Source organism: Paraburkholderia sp. BGA-UO-ETr-F12, assembly GCF_059567945.1.
Genome location: NZ_JCAQOZ010000067.1, coordinates 242,275 through 261,613 on the forward strand (window position 1 = coordinate 242,275; position 19,339 = coordinate 261,613).

17 protein-coding genes are annotated in these 19,339 nt (G+C 59.7%); 8 read left to right on the forward strand and 9 right to left on the reverse strand.

Annotated features, from left to right (window positions below):
• The first annotated feature begins 31 nt into the window (after nucleotides 1-31).
• Entirely contained in the window at nucleotides 32-937 is a 906-nt protein-coding gene (locus AC57B6_RS37600; protein WP_496423243.1) for a LysR family transcriptional regulator, read from the forward strand.
• A 209-nt stretch (nucleotides 938-1,146) separates the two neighbouring features.
• Here the strand turns inward: AC57B6_RS37600 and AC57B6_RS37605 are convergent, their stop codons facing one another.
• Nucleotides 1,147-1,941: an SDR family NAD(P)-dependent oxidoreductase gene (locus AC57B6_RS37605; RefSeq protein ID WP_496423244.1), complete on the reverse strand. Its 795-nt coding sequence runs from the start codon at nucleotides 1,939-1,941 to the stop codon at nucleotides 1,147-1,149.
• Between the two features lie 104 nt (nucleotides 1,942-2,045).
• Between AC57B6_RS37605 and AC57B6_RS37610 the strand changes: the two genes are divergently transcribed.
• From AC57B6_RS37610 to AC57B6_RS37620, 3 genes are all read left to right on the forward strand, one after another.
• Nucleotides 2,046-2,936 carry a LysR family transcriptional regulator gene (locus tag AC57B6_RS37610; RefSeq protein ID WP_030099675.1) on the forward strand — a complete coding sequence of 297 codons (891 nt, stop codon included), beginning with the start codon at nucleotides 2,046-2,048 and terminating at the stop codon, nucleotides 2,934-2,936.
• A gap of 169 nt (nucleotides 2,937-3,105) precedes the next feature.
• The gene (locus AC57B6_RS37615) at nucleotides 3,106-4,236 is read left to right on the forward strand and encodes an ATP-binding protein (RefSeq protein ID WP_496423245.1); all 1,131 of its coding nucleotides are present in this window, start codon (nucleotides 3,106-3,108) and stop codon (nucleotides 4,234-4,236) included.
• Between the two features lie 725 nt (nucleotides 4,237-4,961).
• Nucleotides 4,962-5,834, forward strand: coding sequence for a manganese catalase family protein (locus AC57B6_RS37620; protein ID WP_028195191.1), 873 nt, complete (start codon nucleotides 4,962-4,964; stop codon nucleotides 5,832-5,834).
• A gap of 170 nt (nucleotides 5,835-6,004) precedes the next feature.
• On the opposite strand, the gene AC57B6_RS37625 is transcribed toward AC57B6_RS37620, so the two are convergent.
• Nucleotides 6,005-6,415: an NUDIX domain-containing protein gene (locus tag AC57B6_RS37625; protein WP_030099677.1), complete on the reverse strand. Its 411-nt coding sequence runs from the start codon at nucleotides 6,413-6,415 to the stop codon at nucleotides 6,005-6,007.
• Nucleotides 6,416-7,379: 964 nt separating this feature from the next.
• Here AC57B6_RS37625 and cls point away from each other — a divergent pair.
• On the forward strand, nucleotides 7,380-8,651 hold the full coding sequence (cls, locus tag AC57B6_RS37630; RefSeq protein ID WP_496423246.1) for a cardiolipin synthase: 1,272 nt from the start codon (nucleotides 7,380-7,382) through the stop codon (nucleotides 8,649-8,651).
• Between the two features lie 86 nt (nucleotides 8,652-8,737).
• Here the strand turns inward: cls and AC57B6_RS37635 are convergent, their stop codons facing one another.
• Complete coding sequence (locus tag AC57B6_RS37635) at nucleotides 8,738-8,902, reverse strand: hypothetical protein (protein ID WP_216752857.1); 165 nt, start codon at nucleotides 8,900-8,902, stop codon at nucleotides 8,738-8,740.
• 283 nt (nucleotides 8,903-9,185) lie between these two features.
• Nucleotides 9,186-10,424: a chromate efflux transporter gene (gene chrA / locus AC57B6_RS37640; RefSeq protein WP_496423247.1), complete on the reverse strand. Its 1,239-nt coding sequence runs from the start codon at nucleotides 10,422-10,424 to the stop codon at nucleotides 9,186-9,188.
• 625 nt (nucleotides 10,425-11,049) lie between these two features.
• Between chrA and AC57B6_RS37645 the strand changes: the two genes are divergently transcribed.
• The 3 genes from AC57B6_RS37645 to AC57B6_RS37655 all read left to right on the forward strand — a co-directional run bounded on the left by AC57B6_RS37645 (nucleotide 11,050) and on the right by AC57B6_RS37655 (nucleotide 13,536).
• Nucleotides 11,050-11,625 (forward strand): GNAT family N-acetyltransferase, encoded by a 576-nt coding sequence (locus AC57B6_RS37645; RefSeq protein WP_042274191.1) that lies wholly within the window; start codon nucleotides 11,050-11,052, stop codon nucleotides 11,623-11,625.
• 361 nt (nucleotides 11,626-11,986) lie between these two features.
• Nucleotides 11,987-12,448, forward strand: a complete 462-nt coding sequence (locus tag AC57B6_RS37650) for a WapI family immunity protein (RefSeq protein ID WP_496423248.1) — start codon at nucleotides 11,987-11,989, stop codon at nucleotides 12,446-12,448.
• A 452-nt stretch (nucleotides 12,449-12,900) separates the two neighbouring features.
• Nucleotides 12,901-13,536, forward strand: a complete 636-nt coding sequence (locus tag AC57B6_RS37655) for an SDR family oxidoreductase (RefSeq protein ID WP_028195185.1) — start codon at nucleotides 12,901-12,903, stop codon at nucleotides 13,534-13,536.
• A 609-nt stretch (nucleotides 13,537-14,145) separates the two neighbouring features.
• Here AC57B6_RS37655 and AC57B6_RS37660 read toward each other — a convergent pair.
• The 5 genes from AC57B6_RS37660 to AC57B6_RS37680 all read right to left on the reverse strand — a co-directional run bounded on the left by AC57B6_RS37660 (nucleotide 14,146) and on the right by AC57B6_RS37680 (nucleotide 19,296).
• On the reverse strand, nucleotides 14,146-14,580 hold the full coding sequence (locus AC57B6_RS37660; RefSeq protein WP_496423249.1) for a hypothetical protein: 435 nt from the start codon (nucleotides 14,578-14,580) through the stop codon (nucleotides 14,146-14,148).
• 565 nt (nucleotides 14,581-15,145) lie between these two features.
• Complete coding sequence (locus AC57B6_RS37665) at nucleotides 15,146-16,150, reverse strand: transketolase family protein (RefSeq protein ID WP_046572416.1); 1,005 nt, start codon at nucleotides 16,148-16,150, stop codon at nucleotides 15,146-15,148.
• Nucleotides 16,147-16,989 (reverse strand): transketolase, encoded by an 843-nt coding sequence (locus tag AC57B6_RS37670; protein WP_028195183.1) that lies wholly within the window; start codon nucleotides 16,987-16,989, stop codon nucleotides 16,147-16,149. The genes AC57B6_RS37665 and AC57B6_RS37670 overlap by 4 nt, the downstream gene beginning before the upstream one ends.
• A 43-nt stretch (nucleotides 16,990-17,032) precedes the next feature.
• Complete coding sequence (locus AC57B6_RS37675; protein WP_183797449.1) at nucleotides 17,033-18,361, reverse strand: MFS transporter; 1,329 nt, start codon at nucleotides 18,359-18,361, stop codon at nucleotides 17,033-17,035.
• A gap of 185 nt (nucleotides 18,362-18,546) precedes the next feature.
• On the reverse strand, nucleotides 18,547-19,296 hold the full coding sequence (locus tag AC57B6_RS37680; RefSeq protein WP_496423250.1) for an SDR family NAD(P)-dependent oxidoreductase: 750 nt from the start codon (nucleotides 19,294-19,296) through the stop codon (nucleotides 18,547-18,549).
• Nucleotides 19,297-19,339: the final 43 nt, after the last annotated feature.

The following is a 19,339-nucleotide window of genomic DNA, read 5'->3' on the forward strand; positions in this document are numbered from 1 at the left end:
CAATGACGTTATTGCGCCAGACAATATTGCTATGAACCCGGCAGAACTCCCCGATCTGAAGCTGCTGCAGCTCTTCGATCTTCTCTACGATGTCCGCAGCGTCACGCGCGTCGCGGAGCAGCTCGGCCAAAGTCAGCCGACGATCAGCATCTGGCTCGGGCGTTTGCGAGCGCATCTGCAAGACCCGCTGTTCATACGTACCCCTGGCGGCATGGCGCCGACGCCGCAAGCCGATGCGCTGATCGGTCCGTGCCGGGAGATTCTCGAATCGCTGCGGCGCTTCGCTGCGTGGGAGATTGCATTCGATCCCACCACCGCGAAGCGGCGGTTCCGCATCTGCATGACCGACGCGAGCCACATAACGCTTCTTCCGCGCATGCTGGCGCACGTGCGCGCGCAGGCGCCTGGGATCCGTCTCGAAGCGGCCAGAATCGACGGCAATACCGAACGCGCGCTGGAATCAGGTGAGGCAGACCTTGCAATCGGTCATGTGCCCTGGCTCGGCGGCGGCATTTACCAGCAGCAGTTGTACACGCAGGACTGGGTGTGTTTGCTGAACAAGCATCACCCTCGGGTGCGAGCGAAACTGGGGCTTAAGCAGTACCGCGCGGAAGGGCACGTCGCCATCGCGGCGGGGACCGGGGCGCAACTGCTGGAGCAGGCGCTTGTGCGCGAACAGGTTGAACGGGACGTCGTACTCGAGTTACCGGGTTTTCTCGGGCTCGGCGCCATCATCAGGAGCACCGATCTGATTGCCACGCTGCCTCGGCATATCGGCGAGACGTTGGCCAAGGTGAATGACTTGTCGGTGCGTCCGTGTCCGATACCGGTGGAGGGATTTGCGGTGCGGCAGCACTGGCACGCGCGCTATCACCACGAAGCGGGAAATCGCTGGCTGCGCGATCTGGTCGCTCGGCTATTCAGCAGTCTGCGCTGACGTTTCACGCGACGTCGGTTGTCGTGGCGTCGACGTGTCACCATGCATCAACCGGTCGGCGCGATTAAGGCAACTCCGGGCGGCTATTTTGTTTGGTAATACTCGTACGAAAGCTGCCACATTCAACTTGGGCTGTCGTCTACTCCAGGAAGGAACCGATGGTTTGGCCCTTCCCGAAGCCGCGTTGAACGAGCGAAAAAGCGCGCGCCCTATGCAATGGTCCGAACGACACCGCCGTCGACACGCAAGGAAGTCCCCGTTGTCGCCGACGCCTGCTCCGAGCAGACATAGACGACCAGGTTTGCGACTTCTTCGGTCGTCGCGAAGCGATTGAGGAGCGTGGTCGGGCGATTCGTTTTCAGGAACTGCTGCTCGGCTTCTTCACGCGAAATGCCCTGCGCATCTGCGTTCGCCTGCGCCCAACCGCCCATGATCTCCGAATTCGTCGGACCAGGGAGAACCGAATTAACGGTGACGCCCGTTCCGCCGACCACCTCGGCCAAGCCCCTCGCAATCGCGAGTTGAGCGGTCTTGGTCGTGGCGTAGTCGATCATGTCCTTGGGGACGGCCAGCGCGGACTCGCTACTGATGAAGACGACGCGTCCCCAGCCGCGCTTCGTCATGTTCGGCACATAGTGGCGGGCGGCGCGAACGCCGCTCATGACGTTAAGTTCGAAGAGATCGATCCACTCGCCGTCCTCAATTTCGAAGAAGGACTTCGGACGCCCCGTACCCACATTGTTGACGAGAATGTCCGCATCCGGCGCCTGCGCGAACAACTTTGCCGCGCCTTCCGGGGTCGAAAGATCCGCGATCACGCCGGTAAACTCCGCCTTTGGCAAGAGTTCGCGAAGCTCACGAAGTGCCGTGGAGACGCGCTTCTCTGTGCGGCCGTTGATCACGACCGCGGCGCCCGCGCGCCCCAGTCCTTCTGCAATGGCTCGGCCGATGCCTGCCGTTGACCCGGTAACGACCGCCTTGCGGCCAGTAAGATCGATATTCATGACACCAGTCCTTCAACGTGTGGAGAAAGCTGGATTGTGGGTGATGTCGGAATCAATGATAATGACTCAATTTTGCATAATATTAATTCCCGGGAGGAATGGAGGTGGATCGATTCCAGGAGTTAAACGCCTTCATAGCCGTGGTTGAAGCAGGCGGTTTTACCGCCGCCGCGCGTAGAACCGGCGATTCACAGTCGGCCATCAGCAAGGCTATCGGCGCGCTCGAGAGACGCCTCGGGGTGGCGCTATTTATCCGAAGTACGCGCAGCGTGACCCTGACGGATCAGGGGCAGAGATATTATGACCGGACCAAACCGCTGCTTGACGAGATGGATGACGCCGACAGCGAGCTGACCAGCAGCACGCATAGTGTCTCGGGTCCGATCAGGATTGCCGCATCAGGTACTTTTGGCCGTCTTCATGTTTTGCCGCTTATCCCCGATCTGCTATCACTCAATCCTGGCCTTCAGGTGGATCTCATTCTCTCGGACTTCGTGCGAGATATGGTGGAAGATGGGATTGATCTGGCGATCCGGGTGGGGCCCGTGAACGATCCTGACGCGATCGTCAGGCGCGTAGCCAGCACGCCTCTCGTCTGCGTCGGATCCCGTCGCTACTTCGAGCAACGCGGAATGCCAAAGACGCCGGCCGAACTCGTTGACCACAATTGCCTTGTATATCGCGGCTTGACGGAGCCGACGCATTGGCCTTTTGTAGGGCCAGAGGGTAGATTTAGCGTGTCCGTGCGCGGAAATCTCTCGTCCAACAGTATCGAAACGATCCGCGCTGGTGTTTTAGCCGGCGTGGGAGTCGGCCTGTTTGCCAGGATCTCGCTTGCCGATGACCTCCGACATCCGGACGTCATCACCGTTCTCGACGAATTTATAGGCGACGCCAGAGACATAAGCCTCATCTGGCCAAGACGCCGATTTGTACCGGCGCGTGTGCGACAAGTCACCGATTTTTTTGCAGAGGCTATACCGCGGCGTATTTAGTCTTCCGAAGCTTGATCAACGATCCGGGCTTCCGGGTTTGGTCATTTTGTGACGTTCGGCTGCGTCGCGCAAACGGCCGCTCCCGCCTTTTCGATCGATGTTCGTCCCTGATTTGCGCGTACCATAGGGGCGGCTGTGCGGATATCCGACTCGCCCTGGAGACGCTTCTATGCGACTTGCTGACTTTATCTTGCGGCAATCAGAGCCAATTCTGGCGCAATGGGAGGCGTTCGCCGCCTCCCTCGTGCCGGCTGCGGCAATGATGGAACCGTCGGCGTTGCGAGACCATGCGCCAGAGATCCTGCGCGCGGTGGCAAAAGACCTGCAGACTGCACAGACGAGGGAAGCACAGTACGAAAAATCAGTCGGGCGGGCCCCCGCTCCAATCAATGCGACCGAAACCGCCGCGCAAACGCACGCCCTTCTCAGGGCACGATCCGGCTTTAACATCAAGCAACTCACGGCCGAATATCGCGCGCTGCGCGCAAGCGTACTCCGCCTGTGGATGGACGATTGCGCGCCCGACGCACCTCATCTGGACGACGTCATTCGCTTCAATGAGGCGATCGATCAGGCACTTGCGGAATCGGTCGACTTTTTCAGCGCGCAGGTCGAGCAGAGCCGTAATTTGCTGCTTGGCATGCTCGGGCACGACATGCGCAGCCCTCTCCAGGCGATTCAAATGACTGCGTCGTATCGTGAAGCACTGAACGCCGGGGAGCAGGTATCGGACGCAGCAGGTCGCCTGATACGCAGCGGGGCCCGGATGCAGGCGTTGCTTGATGACCTGTGCGATTTCAATCGGACCAGGCTGGGCTTGGGCATCAACGTCATACCCAAGCGTGTCAATCTCGCGGACGTGCTTGCTGAAGAACTGGAAGAGTTGCGAGCCATTCATCCGGACAGGCAGATTGAGCTGCACGTGACGGGGGATTCACAAGGAGTCTGGGACGGCCAGCGCCTGCAGCAATTGCTCGGAAACCTCGTGCTCAATGCCCTCAAGTATGGGGCACAGGACGCTCCGGTGCGCGTGATGGTGACGTGCGACGTGACGCATGTCCGTATCGACGTTAGCAACCGTGGACCGGCTATTGAGCGCGCGACGCTGGCGCGTATCTTCGATCCCCTGATGCGGGGGGACGAACAGCAGAGCAAAGACGACAGGGCGCGTAATCTCGGACTGGGCCTGTATATCGCGAGCGAAATTGCCAAGGCCCACAATGGTGCGATCGAAGCGCGCTCCGACGAGACGGAGACCTCATTTTCAGTGTCGCTCCCGCGTGCTGGCGAATCCGGATAAGACGTTGCTGGTTCATTGCGACGAGGCTGAGTGCCTCCCGCGTCGGTCGTCGCCGGTTGTGTGCTGAGGGTAAGCGGTCGTCCAACCGTCGAGTCGCAATGACGCCTTGGCGTCGAACCGGGCCGTTTAAAATCAAGTTGGAGGGTCTTTTGGGGCGGCGATGGTTCAAGGGAAATGACAGGGGCGAAGCCAGTCTGAGAGCTCAGTTTCAGCACAGTCCTTCCACATTCATGCCGTGCCCGATGCATGGCGCATCCACTACGTTGCGCCAGACTATTCTGACGAGCGCCCGCGCTTGCAGACAATCCGGAAAGGCTTGGTGGGGGAGATTTGGCGGATGATCACGGCACCCGTCTGTTCGTCGAAAATTACGATCTAACGGCCCTGTATTACAGTTTTGCGCACCGCCGAATCGTTGAACTTGCTTAAGCGTCGCCCCACGCGGCCCACTGTCGGTGTGTTGACTAAATGGGTGAGCTGGGCACAGCGCATGCTGGGATTCGTGCGGCACTGTGTTGCCATGCTCGGCAATTTCGCCGGGCATCCGCCAGAGCGTCCGCTCTGAGAGCCGGGCGCCCGTCGTTGGGTGCGGGCAGCCGTCTGGCTGTGCCGCCGTCCGGGTTGATCAATCCACGGTCGTACGCGATTCCACGCGGGTACAGGCACGTAACCGTTCCTCGCACCCCACAGGGGGAATTGCTTCGGCCAGTCACCGGAGAAGTCTCATGTTTATCCACAACAAACGCCTTCAGTACACCGTGCGGGTTGCCGCGCCGAACCCGGGTCTTGCGAATTTGCTGCTCGAGCAATTCGGCGGCCCCCAGGGAGAACTGGGTGCCGCGTGCCGATACTTCACCCAGGCGGTCAGTGAAGATGACCCGGGGCGCAAGGACATGCTGTTCGATATCGCAACCGAAGAACTCAGCCATCTGGAGATTGTCGGGTCGATCGTTGCGATGTTGAACAAAAGTGCGAAGGGCCAACTGGCCGAAGCCGTCGAAGCGGAGGCCGAGCTATATCGTTCGATGACCGGTGGCGGAAACGACTCGCACACGACGGCTTTGCTGTACGGCGGTGGCCCAGCCCTCACCAATTCGGCGGGTGTCCCCTGGTCCGCGTCCTATGTCGACACGATCGGCGAACCCACGGCCGATCTGCGCTCGAACATTGCGGCGGAGGCTCGCGCGAAGATTGTCTATGAACGCCTCATTAACGTCACCGACGACCCGGGCATCAAGGAAGCACTGGGATTTCTGATGACCCGCGAAATTGCCCACCAGAAATCGTTCGAGAAAGCTTTGCATTCGATCCAGCCCAACTTTCCTCAAGGCAAACTGCCTGGCGTACCGCAGTACACCAGCGTGTACTACAAGATGTCGGAAGGCGAGGACGCACCGCGCGGACCGTGGAATGAAGGGCCAGAATGGGAGTTCGTCGCCTCCCCGGCGCCTGCCGTGGATGGAGGGGACGGAACGGCCACGGTCAATGTATCGAAGCGGGATGTAAAGGTGCTGCAGTCGATGGCGTCGCGAACTGCGTCGGATACGAGCTCGGATCCGACAACAGGGGCAGACCTCGGCGCGGGTCAAGCTGTCTGACGTTGCAGGCAGGTGCGCGGCTGTCCAAAGCGGCCGCGCGCTCAATGTCTTGTGGCTGGCGCGAACGTCTCTTTCGAAAGAGTCGAGGGACTGTTGTGCGCTCACGGTCCTGCGCCATCACGGCGCCGGACGCTGTTCTTTTCGGCGGATCCGGGTGGCGTTGAGGTTATTCACTCGACTTGCTCCGACATCTGCTGCAAACCGCCGTGTTCAGCAGCGACCACGCGGCCAAGGAAAAGCTCAACGATTCCCCGGGTCGGCACACTCGCGGAAAGCGTCCCAATCTTGACGGGCGGGAACCATTTGCATCGGGTGATTTCGTTGCTCGCCTGCGCAACCGATTCATACGCCACGTCGGCGAAGAATACATAGTGCAGCGTGTTGAACCCGCTGAACTGAAAAAGGTAAGTCAATTCGGTCGCGGTGAGTGTCGTTTCCTCCGCCAGCTCACGCAGTGCGGCTTCGTGAGGTGCTTCCCCTCGGCGGATTCGGCCGCCCGGAAGCGCCCATCGCGATCTCAGCCTGGCAACCAGCAAGACACGGTTGTCCCGGACACATAAAACGGTTGCCCTCTCTTTCATGGATGTCTGTCCGTTTGATCGCAAAGCGCTAAAAGACCTCAATCATAATTTAGCGTGTTGATGACGTCTTTTTGGCCGCGTACGCTACCGTAAAATCGTGCCAATGCGGAACTCGCAGGCTTTGGCAATCAGGAAATGTCGGTGCGGGACGGGGAGTATAGCGATGAAAATGTCTCACAGATTAGGGAGCCCCGATACGGCGGGGCCGGTGTGGGGGCTTGTCTTTGGCATGTTCATGACGGCAGTCGGGATAGGCCTGTGGTTTTATGCGACATCGCAGGCCCCCGCCGGACGACAAGATGAATCGTTGGCCGTAGCGGCCGTTATCGTCGGCCTGTTTTCTGCCGTCTATGCGGGGCGCGAACTCTGTCACAAACGTCGGTAGATCGCCTTGGGGCGCGTAGGCGATCGGCTTGCGCCCAACCGCAATCGATATCGACCGACATGCGACCTGGACATTCCGCGGCGGTATCACTGCGGCCCACCGGCGACAGTCGCGGCAACGCAGTCTCGCTGCGCTGCGGACGTGACCTGGCCTGGCCGTTATAAGTGCGTCGAGGGAGGTTAGCTTCTTGTCACACGTTCCCAAACACTAAAGCAGCGAGATGTACTCCCGCCGCACTGCAATCACGCCCTCAAGTGCCACCAGGGCTTGCTCAACTTTGCGGGGTTGTCGTCGCAGGTCATCTGTCATTTCAATCCTCCTGACGGACGAGCGCGTCCTGTTCGCGCATGACGAGGTTCAGCGACTCCGGCGCATCTTGGCTCAGAAGGCTGCGGATAATCCGGCGAGCTTCTCTGGTTCCCATTAGCACTCTCTTGATGGCGTAGTGAATTGCGCTGACTCTCCATGCGCAGCGCCCAGCAACATGCCGACGAAGGGGAGAAGCGCTGATCTATCCGCGGTCCCGAATACCCGTACACTAACGGTTCCGGACGAGTGTCCGCTACGCGAGGCCCGCGCATGCCGACGATTGCCCTTATTGTCCTGACGGTCGTGGTAACGCTCGTCGTCGTGCTGGTGATCGCGAACCTGACGAGCGGCGAGAAGAAGCTCGAGCACAAGATCGAACGGCTTTACGCCAGTGACGATCCGCAGTTCATTCGCTCGATGGGGCTGCTGCTCGGGCCGCCCGTCGTCCCGGGCAACCGCTTCGAGGTGCTCCTCAACGGTGACGAGATCTTCCCGTCGATGCTGGAGGGCATCCGCTCGGCGCGGCATACGATCACCTTCGAAACCTTCATTTACTGGTCTGGTGCGATTGGCGAGGAATTTGCGCGCGCTCTCTCCGACAAGGCGCGCGCGGGTGTCGCGGTGCATGTGCTGCTCGATTGGGTCGGCTCGTCGAAGATGGACAGGCGCTATTTGCGGATGCTGCGCGAGGCGGGTGCGGAAGTCGTTCGGTACCATAAGCCGCACTGGACCGGTCTTGGTCGCATGAACGACCGCACGCACCGCAAGCTGCTCGTGATCGACGGACGCATCGGCTTTACGGGCGGCGTGGGTATCGCCGACGAGTGGAGCGGACACGCGCAGGATGAGAAGCACTGGCGCGACATGCACTTTCGCGTCGAAGGCCCGGCGGTAGGGCAGATGCAGGCGGTCTTCATGGACAACTGGATCAAGTCGACGGGCAATGTGCTTCACGGCCCGCAATACTTTCCGGAGATCGACGCCGCAGGCGAAGGCCTCGCGCACATGTTCAGCAGTTCGCCCTCCGGCGGCAGCGACGACATGCAGCTCATGTACCTCATGGCGATCACCGCGGCAACGCATTCCATCCACCTGGCGAGTGCGTACTTTGTGCCGGACAAGCTGACGATCAACGCGATCGTCGAGGCAGCGAAGCGCGGAGTTAAGGTGCGCATCATCACGCCCGGCAAACGCATCGACACCCACACGGTGCGCGAGGCGTCGCGCGCGTGCTGGGGCGACCTCCTCGCCGCGGGCGTTGAGATGTACGAGTATCAGCCGACGATGTATCACTGCAAGCTGATCGTCGTCGACGAGTATCTGGTGTCGGTAGGCTCGACTAACTTCGACAGCCGCTCATTCAAGCTCAACGACGAGGCCAATCTCAACATCTATGACCGCGATTTCGCGCGCCGGCAGACCGCCGTTTTCGACGGCGACGTTGTCAACGCGAAACGCATCACGCTTGACGACTGGCGCCGCCGTCCGCTGCTTGAAAAGCTGCTGGAACGGGTTGTCGCGCTGCTCGATTCGCAGCTTTGAGGTTTGGAGTCGCCCGCGGAAACGATGACAACGGACACCTACGATCGAGCGAGGTGATTCGATTCTCCGATTGGATCGGGATGGCGTCAGGGCGGCAATCTGCCTGCGGTCGCACTGACGGCGAGAACCGTTCTGCCGTCACTGGCAAGACCACACTCGTAAATGATCGGCGTATAGACGCCGAGGTTATTCTGGAACTCGGCTTTGTCGCCTACCTCTTTCCCGTGTTGTTTGCGTTTGATGACCGCCATGAATTCCTCCGATCAGTTTCCACGTCTCGTCGACACGGCCTTTGTAGATTAGATCAACGCGCCCGGCGGCAAGAAATTTATTGTGCCGGTAAGCAATGCATGGTCCCGGGCGCTCGACCTACTCACGCAGACTGTCGATACTCTTTGCTATCGCAGCAGCCGGTTAATAACCTGCAGTTGATAGCCGGATGGACCGTGCCGGTAGTTTTGCGATCTGCGGTTACCGTTTGTCCCGACGATGCGCAGAGTGGGGCAGGTGCGCGGAGCTTGTCCGGACATCGGTTCAACGTAAAGCAAACTCGGCTATGCTAGCGAGCGCACCCACCACGACGACCGCGAATGGCGGTACCTTCCACCGGGTAAGCAATAGAAAGCAGACCGCCGCGACAGCGAAGTCGGCCTTCGAAAGCACCGCAGTGACCCATACCGGCGAATAAAGCGCTGTAGCCAGCAAGCCGACGACCGCCGCGTTCACGCCGCTCAACATCGCTGCCGTGGCAGGGCGCGAGCGCAGGGATTGCCAGTGAGGCAGGGCGGCTATGACCAGCAGCAGACCCGGCAGAAATATACCGGCGGTGGCCAGCGCGGCGCCGACCCAGTGACGCGGTGCCTCGGGCATCATCCAGCCGAGAAAGGCTGCGAATGTAAACAGCGGTCCCGGCACGGCTTGGGCCGCGCCGTAGCCGGCCAGAAAATCACTCGGCGCGATCCAACCTGTCGCGACAGTCTGCTGTTGCAGCAACGGCAAGACGACGTGGCCGCCGCCGAACACCAGTGCGCCGGAGCGATAGAAAGCGTCGAACATCTGAATGCCACGCGTGTTATGTAGCGTCAGTAAAGCGGGGAGTCCAAGCAGAATAACGAAGAAAAGCGCCAGCGCGGCCGATCCGATCACGGGTGAAATGCGCAACGCGGTAAGCGCCGGATGCGGTTCGCTGCCCCGTTGCGCGTCTCCAGTCCTGCAAAAGACGATACCGAGCAGCGCCCCGAGTGCGATCACCAGCAATTGGGCGTACACCGTCGTCAAGACGGCAAGCATTGCGATGGAAATAAGGGCGATGGCCGCTCGCTGACGATCCGGGCACAGACGCCGCGCCATATCCCACACTGCTTGTGCGACCACCGCGACTGCCACCAGTTTCAGGCCGTGGATCAAGCCTTGCCCCGCAGCATTGCCGAGGTCAGGAGCGAGCGCAGCAAAGCCGATAAGCAAGAGAACGGATGGCAAGGTGAAGCCACACCACGCGGCCAAACCGCCGAGCCATCCCGCTCGCATAAGCCCGATCGAAAATCCCACCTGACTGCTGGCGGGGCCAGGGAGAAACTGGCACAGCGCTACGAGGTCGGTGTAGGCCTCATCATCGAGCCAACGCCGGTTTTCGACGAACTCACGACGGAAATAGCCGAGATGAGCGATCGGGCCGCCAAATGACGTCAGACCCAATTTAAGGAAGACCTTGAGAACATCGAACACGTCGATTAATCGGCCGGAGCGTGGCACTGTAACGGGCTGCTGATCCATCAAGTTTTATCCGTGGAGACTTGTCCGCGCATCATACAGTGACGACCTCCGGCCTCTCGGAACGTGCGGCTCGAACGCTCCGCGTGCGGGTAGGGCATCGATCTACCGCGCGGTCACCTGCCCCATTCAATTTTTCGATGGGCGTCTAGTCGCAGTGAACGGGGCTTGCCTGGAACCGTTCAAGCGGGTTTCGACGGTTGGCGTACGAGGCACGCGAACGTCTCTTAAGTAGAAGGTCGAATGGCTGGTGAGGGTAGAACTGAGCCGATCATTATCGGATTCAGTCCGACCATGAAGCGTCATTCGTCCGCTCCGTCGCCCGGACGTTCAGGCATCGGTTTCACTAAGGAAGCGGCCATCCAATTCGCGATGTTGAACGTTGCTTCGTTGGCCTTAGTCGGCGCTCGCATGTCGACGCTGACATGCCCGCTCGCGGCAGCAGGGCGGTCGTTCGACAGCGGCAACCGCGAAGGGCAGCTATGGCACCAACGAATGCGTACTTTCGACCCATAGGGGACGTTCGGTTTTCCCTGCAGCAGACATTGACATTCGCGTCGTCAGGCGAACTATTGACGAAAGACTCTTGACTAGACATACTCGCACGCCTTTGTCAACGGAGAGCGATGTGACGAGTGCCAGCTTCGATGTGTTACATCAAGAAATCTCTACCGCACGTCTAAAACTTGTACCGGCGTGTGGCCAGTTCGTGCAAGAGCTTCGAGAATACAGTATTGAGAACCGCGCCCATTTGCAGCCATGGGAGCCGCTTCGAGCCGAGAGCTTTTTTGAAGCTGAATCAGTCGCGCAACGACTTTCCACGATGGCCCATAACAACACTTCAGGGCAGGCTGTGCATCTTCTATTAATTTCCCCGGAAAGCGGAGAAATGATGGGGGAATGCAATTTCACCAACATCGTGCGCGGCCCTTTCCAAGCGTGTCACCTTGGTTTCTCGGTCGGAAAGCGGTTTGAAGGAAAAGGTCTGATGCGCGAAGCATTGACGCCCGCCATTTCGTATATTTTCGACCACGTCAGATTGCACAGAATAATGGCGAATTTTAGGTCCGAAAATGTTCGTAGCGCACAGCTATTGGAGCGGCTAGGTTTTGATCGCGAAGGACTGGCTCGGTCCTACCTAAAAATCAACGGGGTATGGGCCGACCACGTACTTACGTCGCTCGTAAACAACGCAGCGGATTGAATCGGATTCGCGACGTTCATTACCGCATGTTCGACTCGCATTTTCGAAGAGGCAAGCATGCGCGGCAGCCGGTGAGTACCGGGCGGCGGGTGTTCGCCGTCCCACCAGGATTGTTTAAAAACGCTTGATTGTCAACAATCTAAACGTGATGTCGAACGGCCGTTCCTGGCCGCGTGTCGCCTCATGCAATTAGCATGCGCCGCTTCACCCTCGCTTCGCTGCGATCGGCAGCACGCGACCCGCTTCTGCCACTTGAGAGCATTGATTGGCTGCCAGAAACCGGACATTCGCGGACTTCTACGGCTAGCCGATATACTTCGCATCGGCACCATGTGCACCCATAACAACCGAATCCGATTAAATGTCCGAGCAACCTCACGTGAATTTGGATGAACCCAGCCTACAGATTGGGGGGTTGAAACTCTGGGTCCACGGTCGTCAATTTCCGTTGGCGCAAGATTACTGGGATGGAAACTGGCTGCAAGTGACCGCACGATGCGACTCCGCAAGCTCAACCGTTTCGACGGTCGGCCCCATTGTGCATCTAGGTGAGTTGGTGCAGCTCCTCGAGGAATGCGAGCGACTCTACGAGTCCCTATCGGGCACTGCGACGCTTGACTGCATGGAGCCAAACCTCGGCGTTACTTTGACGGCCAAGACAAACGGGCACATCGATGTGCGGATTCACCTCTCGCCTAACCACATGTTGGAGAGGCATGAGTTCAATGAATCACTTGACCAAACGTTCTTACCGACAATCATTTCGCAGTGCCGCGAAATTCTGACAGAACACCCGCTGCGCAAGCCGGAGAACGGGAACTGAATAATTCAAATCGATTCACGCGCCTGCGCGAACCAGTGCCGCCAACCTAGCGAGTTGCTCAAAAGCGGCCCCTCGTGAACGTCCGAAAGTGGCCGATTGCACCAGTTCGACGATCGTCCCCGGACCGGACATTTGGATCCTCGGCGGCTCCTTACCTGCGGTTTCTGCGAACGCGTACTACCGGCCAGCAAGCACCTCTCACGGGCTCGGGCCGGTTGTCCGCGGTCGTGTCCGTACCGGCCCTCCACAGCGCGCTTACGACGATGGTTCCAAAGTTTGACACTGTACGGAAGACTGCGCTTACGGACGCAGGGAAACTCGGTGACGAGGAATAGCGGTTGGGCCCGCCGTTGCGACTTCCCCCAGCCTGATGGATGCAGAAAACTTTCGCGTTCTGATACTAGACTGTGAATACAGACTGCTGTGTAGCACATCGTTCCAGGAGAAAAGTCATGAACGTTCTGTTAATTGGCGCAAGCGGGAGAACGGGGCGGCTAATAGCCGAAAAATTGCATGCCGCCGCCATCCCGTTCTGCCCGTTGATACGCAACGCGGCAAAAAGCGATGCTTTCGAGCGGTTCGGCGTCCGACCGCTCATTGCCGACCTGACTGGCGATTTCTCGCATGTATTCAGCGGCGTACATACTGTCATTTACGCCGCCGGCTCGGCAGAAACCGAGGGCTCGGAGCAGGAACGCCTGATCGACCGCGACTCGATCATCAAGTCGGTCGATTACGCAAAGCAAAGCAGCGTGGGCCTTTTTGTCGTTATCAGTGCATTGCTTGCGTACGCGCCGGAACGTTCGCAGCAAGCACTACAACACTACGCGCAAATGAAACGCGAATCGGACGACTACGTGATTGCTAGCGGGCTCGATTACCTTGTGCTGCGCCCCGGCACGCTGACAATGGAGCCGGGAGTGGGAACCATTCAGATCGTGTCGGATGCCGACTCTCCGCGCGACCCGGTGGCGCGTGAAGATGTGGCCGAGGTCGTTCTCGATGCGCTCAAGGCGCGACTGGTCAACAAGGTAATTGGTTTTGTAGGAGGAGACGTGCCTATTGGAGATGCGTTAGCCCGCGTGTAGCCCTGCGCCCCGATCACGGCATCAGATCCGCTTTCTCGAACGCTTACCGCCTGCCTTAGCGTTCTCTGTGAAGGATCTGAGTAAGAAATACTCAATCAGAAATAACCCCGTGTAACCCAAGTGCACCGAACACAATCCGCACCGTCGTTTAGTCTGACGGGGCGAGCGAATGACCGCTGACGAAAAAGTTTTATGATCGGTTTGGGTCGAGAGTGTGAGTCCGTCGATAAGGAAAGCTGCCGCCGGATTGATCCAGGCCGCCAACGTCGGCAATCCGCCACGTTTGGCGACGAAGAACCCGGCCTGTCCCAATGGCGGCTCCGGCCGATGACCAAGCGTTCGTCCTTGACGATTGGATGGCCGTTACGGAGTGGAACCGTCGCTCGAACGTCCGGGCGATGACGCATGTGAGCGGCTGTTTGTGGCCGGGAGCACGCGTTCGCACGAACCGCCGGAAAGCTCCCGCGGATGCCTGTCCACATTTGCTTGCGGCGCTTGCCCGTGCTCGTGACGGAGGGCAGGCATCCTGCAAATCTGATCAACTGAAGTTGCCCACCTTCTTGATGGTTAGTGCTGCGCAGGAACCGATGCTCGGGCCGCCGCGTCTGTTTATGCGCTCGTCGTGGGTCTGGTGGACGTTTGCTTGCCCGGGCTCGGCTTTGTGGCTGCTGGTGTTTCCTTCGCCGCTATTTCTGATGCCTCTGCAAGAAGGCGCATTGCACGGTTCGCGGTGATGCGGCTTTGAGGGATGCCCTTCGCGTCGAGTGCGATCACCTGATATAGCTCACGGTCACACTCCAGCTCCCGCTGATATTGCTCTGCCGTATCGACGAGCAATTCAAGCATGGTCTGCTGACGTCGTCTTTCGTCACCCGTGATGGCAGGATTTCTACATATTGAGGACCCAAGTGTGATCAATGTGTTGAGCTGGCTCAACTGCCGGTTGCATAGATCGAAGGTGGAGAGCGCAAGTTTTTCGTACTGGGGCGCGTCGACAGACGGGCGTGAAGCGGGTTGAGATTGTTTTGTAGGTTTGCTGCTCATGGTGCGACCTCCCTGGTACTTCCTGGATCGCCCGACACTCGCTTGCTTGGGGAAGTGGGTGAGCGGGCACGTGGCGGGTTTGGAAGACCGGGTCAGAAACATGCCGGCGAGCCTCGCGGCTCCCCCACCACAGCCCGCCCATTGAAATATAGACGTGCAGAGGTAGACGCACGCCCCGCCTGAGCGGGGGTGCGGTTTCTGACTGCAGGCTTCCACACCTGACCACCGGGTGTTTCCCGACGGCTTGATGATTATAAGTCATGGCAACGGTGCAGCGATCAACCAGGCGGGCTAAGTGTTTGCGTTTGGCCAATTGGATAAGACATCGGCGGGACGCGATGGGTTGTCGGGAACCAAAGGATTGCGGACAAGCACGCGGCTAGTTGCTTCAGCGTTGACGGCCAGTACTAACGCGTAGCAGGTTTCGTCAACGCACGGGCCTGGCAGTCGATGGCGGTGCGTCGACGGAACTGACGCACCCCCCTTTCAAACTAGCAGACGACTCGTTTCACGCGCAGGCGGAGCGATGTCCGCCGTGCGGCTGCGTCTGAATGACACCGTGGGCTCATCGAAGCCAGCCCTTGATGGTATCGGCCATGACGTTGGTCGAGATGCCATAGCGATCGTGCAAGGTCGGCAGCGCGCCCGCACCAAGAAACTCATCGGGCAGTGCGATTTGGCGGTACATCGGCGTGACGCCCGCCGTGAGCAGCGTGGTCGCGACCGCTTCGCCGAGGCCGCCGATCACCGAGTGATTCTCGGCGACCACCACCATGCGACCCGTGCGCCGCGCTTCGCGCAAAATCGTCTCAGTGTCGAGCGGCTTGATGGTCGGGACGTGCAGTACGCCAACTCCCACGTTGTCCGCTTCCAGCAACTTCGCCACCTCCAGCGAGCGCATGGTCATGATGCCCGACGAGATGATCAGCACCTCGGCGCCGTCGCGAAGCAGCTTCGCCTTGCCCAGCTCGAACTGATAGTCGTATTCGTCTAGCACGGCCGGAACGTTGCCACGCAGAAGGCGCGCATACACCGGGCCGTTATGCGCGGCGATCGCGGACACCATCTGCTCGGTATCGAGTGCGTCGCACGGATCAATGACCGTCATGTTCGGCATTGCGCGCATGAGCGCAAGATCCTCGGCTGCCTGATGGCTCGGACCGTAGCCGGTCGTTAGCCCAGGCAGCGCGCAGATGATCTTCACGTCGAGGTTGTCTTCTGCGATGGCCTGGTGCATGAAGTCATACGCGCGACGGGTTGCGAATACGGCGTACGTCGTGACGAACGGCTGCGCCCCTTCATGCGCCATACCTGCGGCCGCGCCCATCAGCAACTGCTCGGCCATGCCCATCTGATAGTAGCGGTCCGGAAACTCCTTTCCGAAGATATGCAGGTCGGTGTACTTGCCGAGGTCGGCCGTCATGCCGATCACGTTCTTCTTCTCCCGGGCCAGTTGGGCCAATGCATGGCCGAACGGCGCCGAACGCGTGACTTGTCCTTCGCCGGCAATGGAAGCGATCATCGCCGAGGTCTTCAGGCGCGGCTTCGCGGTAAGAGTGGTGTCGTTCATGCTTGTCTCCCTGCTTCGAGTGCTGCGAGCGCCAGTTGCCACTCGTGGGCATCGACGCGGATGAAATGGTTCTTTTCCCGTTCTTCGAGAAACGGCACGCCGCAGCCCATGCGGGTATCGCAAACGATAATCCGTGGCTGCTCCTTCGGATGATTGCGTGCAGCATCGAAGGCCGCTTTCACCGCGTCAATATCGTTGCCGTCCACGCGCTGCGTGAACCAGCCAAATGCTTCGAGCTTCTCGACGAGCGGCTCGAACGCCATGATCTTCGAGGAGGGACCATCTGCTTGCTGGTTATTGACGTCCACCATGGCGATCAGGTTGTCCAGCTTCCAGTGAGCGGCCGACATCAGGCCCTCCCAGATCGCGCCTTCATCGAGTTCACCGTCGGAGAAGAGCGTGTAGACGAAGGCGTTTGAGCCCTTGCGCTTCAGTCCCAGGCAGCGGCCCACCGCGATCGTGAGACCGTGGCCGAGCGAGCCGCCGGACATCTCCATGCCGGGCGTGTAGCTCGCCATACCGGACATCGGCAGCCGGCTGTCGTCGCTGCCGTAGGTTTCGAGTTCTTCCGGGGGCAGGAAGCCGGCTTCGAAAAGCGCGGCGTAAAGCGCGATCGCGTAGTGGCCGTTGGACAGCAGGAAGCGGTCGCGGCCTTCCCAGTCGGGGTTGTCGGGTTGGTAACGCATCGCACCGAAGTAGGCAACCGCGAGTACATCGGCGATATCAAGTGCCTGGCCGATATAGCCCTGGCCCTGCACTTCGCCCATCAGCAAGGCGTTTCTGCGAATCCGATAGGCGCGCTCGGCGAGCGTCACCGCATCTGATGACGGACTGTTCATGATCTCTCCTTGATTGAAAAATGAGTCTTTGCGGCAAACGGTGTCAGCGATTGACGGATTTGGCTGGCACGAGGAACACAAGCGCGGCACCCATGACGATCGCCACAGAGATAAAGATGAGCCCGGCCGTCGATTTACCGGTCAGGTCGTTCAACCAGCCCACGATGGCAGGCGAGAAGAAGCCTGCGAGATTGGCGAAACAGTTCACCGCGGCGATACCCGCCGCGGCGGACATGCCGCCGAGAAGCGCGGTCGGCAGTGACCAGAACTGCGACGACGAGGCGAGGATGCCGGCGGCGGCCACGCTGACACACACCAGCGACGCGCCGACTCCGCCCAGCATCGGAAGCGTTGCAAAGCCTGCTGCCGAGACGAGCATCGGGATCGCAAGATGCAGACGACGCTCACGGTGGCGGTCAGCGCTCGCGCCCACCAGCGGCAGCGCAATGATGGCGCACAGGTACGGTACGGCCGTAAAGATGCCTACCCACAGCGGGTCGGCCACGCCGGACTTGCGGATGATCGTCGGCAGCCAGAACGTCAGCCCATACTGACCGAGCACGACGCAGAAGTAGATGGCAGCCATCAACCACAGACGACGATCGCCGATGAAAGATCTGATCGACACATGGGCGATCTTGTGGGCGTTGTCGCTCGCCACGTTGCGTGCGAGGAGCGCCTTCTCCGGATCAGTGAGCCATTTTGCGGCAGCGATACCGTTGTCGAGGTAGAGCAGGATGGCGACGCCAAGGAGCAGCGACGGCAGCGCTTCGAGGATGAACAGCCACTTCCAGCCAGCGAGACCGTGTACGCCCTGGAATGCATGCAGGATGTAACCGGACAGCGGCCCGCCGACAATGCCGGCCAGCGGAATCGCCATGAAGAAGAGGGAGAGCGCCTTGGCGCGCCGCGCAGACGGAAACCAGTAAGTCAGATACAGGATGACGCCTGGCGCGAACCCTGCCTCGGCCACGCCCAATAGAAAGCGCAGGACATAGAAGGTGGTGGGCGACTTGACGAAGACAAAGGAGGCCGAGATCACCGCCCACGTCAGCATGATGCGAGCGAGCCAGTTTCGCGCGCCCACTTTGTGCAACATGAGATTACTCGGTACCTCGAAGAGAAAATAACCGAGGAAGAAAATGCCGGCGCCGAAGCCATACACGGTTTCGCTGAATCGCAGGTCGTTGAGCATCTGCAGTTTCGCGAAGCCCACGTTGACCCGATCGAGATAAGCGCCCAGATAGCACAGCATCAGGAACGGTATCAAGCGCCGTCCCACCTTCGCATACGTTTTTGATTCGAAGCTCGCCGGATCGGCAAGCGATGTGACATCGCCCGTCATAGACGGCGCAGCGGCTTTCGTTTTCATGGTTGTCTCCTGTCGGCCAGAGTTAGCGCTTTAGCTGTCGATCAGAGTTCGCGCTTTAGCGCTTACTCTGCATCCCATGCAAAGCTCTTAGTCTGGCCCCATGCAAGATGATTGCGGCCATATTGCCCCGGCTTTTACCGCCGGGTGCATTGACTCATCCGCCGCAATCGCGACGGATGTTGCGCTTAGTGGATTAACATGCCGCCGTTGACGTCGAGCGTGATGCCGGTCAGATAGGCCGACAGATCGCTCGAGAGGAACAGGCAGGCGTTCGCGACGTCGGCCGCATCGCCGAGTCGGCCGAGCGGGATGCCCTTGATGATGTCGGCGCGCATCTCCGTCGTGAGCTTGTCTCCGGTGATATCGGTCTGAATCAGGCCCGGTGTGATCGAGTTGACGCGGATGTTGTCCGCCCCGAGTTCGCGCGCCATGGCACGCGCGAGACCGAGTACGCCCGCTTTTGCAGCGCTGTAATGAGGTCCGCCGAAGATGCCTCCGCCGCGTTGCGCGGACACGGATGACATGCAGACAATGCTGCCGCTCTTTTGCGCTCTCATTTGCGGAATAACCGCTTGCGACATGTAGAGCGTGCCGCGCAGGTTCACGTCGATGACCGCATCGAAGTTGTAGGCTCCGATGTCCATTGTCTTCAACGGCTGGGTGATACCTGCGTTGTTGATAAGACCATCGACACGGCCGTACCTTTCGATGACCGCCTTGGCGGCAGCCATGCATGCGGCCTTATCGGTCACATCGCAGGCGAGGCCGAAGTGTTCTTCGCCGAGTTCACGCGCGGCACTCTCTGCGTCTTCCTTGCGAAGGTCTAGAATCACCACCCGCGCGCCTTGCGCAGCAAGCGCTTTTGCGGTTGCCTTGCCAATGCCACGCGGCGAGGCTGCGCCGGTTACGATTACTACCTGGCTGTCGAGCAACATGTTTGTCTCCATCGATCACGTTAGTTGGTAGACGCAGTTTCAG

What these genes read in the sequence shown, in the direction of transcription:
- AC57B6_RS37600 (WP_496423243.1), top strand. Translation starts at nt 32, where the DNA reads ATGAACCCGGCAGAACTCCCCGATCTGAAGCTGCTGCAGCTCTTCGAT.
- AC57B6_RS37605 (WP_496423244.1), bottom strand. Translation starts at nt 1,941, where the DNA reads ATGAATATCGATCTTACTGGCCGCAAGGCGGTCGTTACCGGGTCAACG.
- AC57B6_RS37615 (WP_496423245.1), top strand. Translation starts at nt 3,106, where the DNA reads ATGCGACTTGCTGACTTTATCTTGCGGCAATCAGAGCCAATTCTGGCG.
- AC57B6_RS37620 (WP_028195191.1), top strand. Translation starts at nt 4,962, where the DNA reads ATGTTTATCCACAACAAACGCCTTCAGTACACCGTGCGGGTTGCCGCG.
- AC57B6_RS37625 (WP_030099677.1), bottom strand. Translation starts at nt 6,415, where the DNA reads ATGAAAGAGAGGGCAACCGTTTTATGTGTCCGGGACAACCGTGTCTTG.
- cls (WP_496423246.1), top strand. Translation starts at nt 7,380, where the DNA reads ATGCCGACGATTGCCCTTATTGTCCTGACGGTCGTGGTAACGCTCGTC.
- AC57B6_RS37635 (WP_216752857.1), bottom strand. Translation starts at nt 8,902, where the DNA reads ATGGCGGTCATCAAACGCAAACAACACGGGAAAGAGGTAGGCGACAAA.
- chrA (WP_496423247.1), bottom strand. Translation starts at nt 10,424, where the DNA reads ATGGATCAGCAGCCCGTTACAGTGCCACGCTCCGGCCGATTAATCGAC.
- AC57B6_RS37650 (WP_496423248.1), top strand. Translation starts at nt 11,987, where the DNA reads ATGTCCGAGCAACCTCACGTGAATTTGGATGAACCCAGCCTACAGATT.
- AC57B6_RS37655 (WP_028195185.1), top strand. Translation starts at nt 12,901, where the DNA reads ATGAACGTTCTGTTAATTGGCGCAAGCGGGAGAACGGGGCGGCTAATA.
- AC57B6_RS37660 (WP_496423249.1), bottom strand. Translation starts at nt 14,580, where the DNA reads ATGAGCAGCAAACCTACAAAACAATCTCAACCCGCTTCACGCCCGTCT.
- AC57B6_RS37665 (WP_046572416.1), bottom strand. Translation starts at nt 16,150, where the DNA reads ATGAACGACACCACTCTTACCGCGAAGCCGCGCCTGAAGACCTCGGCG.
- AC57B6_RS37670 (WP_028195183.1), bottom strand. Translation starts at nt 16,989, where the DNA reads ATGAACAGTCCGTCATCAGATGCGGTGACGCTCGCCGAGCGCGCCTAT.
- AC57B6_RS37675 (WP_183797449.1), bottom strand. Translation starts at nt 18,361, where the DNA reads ATGAAAACGAAAGCCGCTGCGCCGTCTATGACGGGCGATGTCACATCG.
- AC57B6_RS37680 (WP_496423250.1), bottom strand. Translation starts at nt 19,296, where the DNA reads ATGTTGCTCGACAGCCAGGTAGTAATCGTAACCGGCGCAGCCTCGCCG.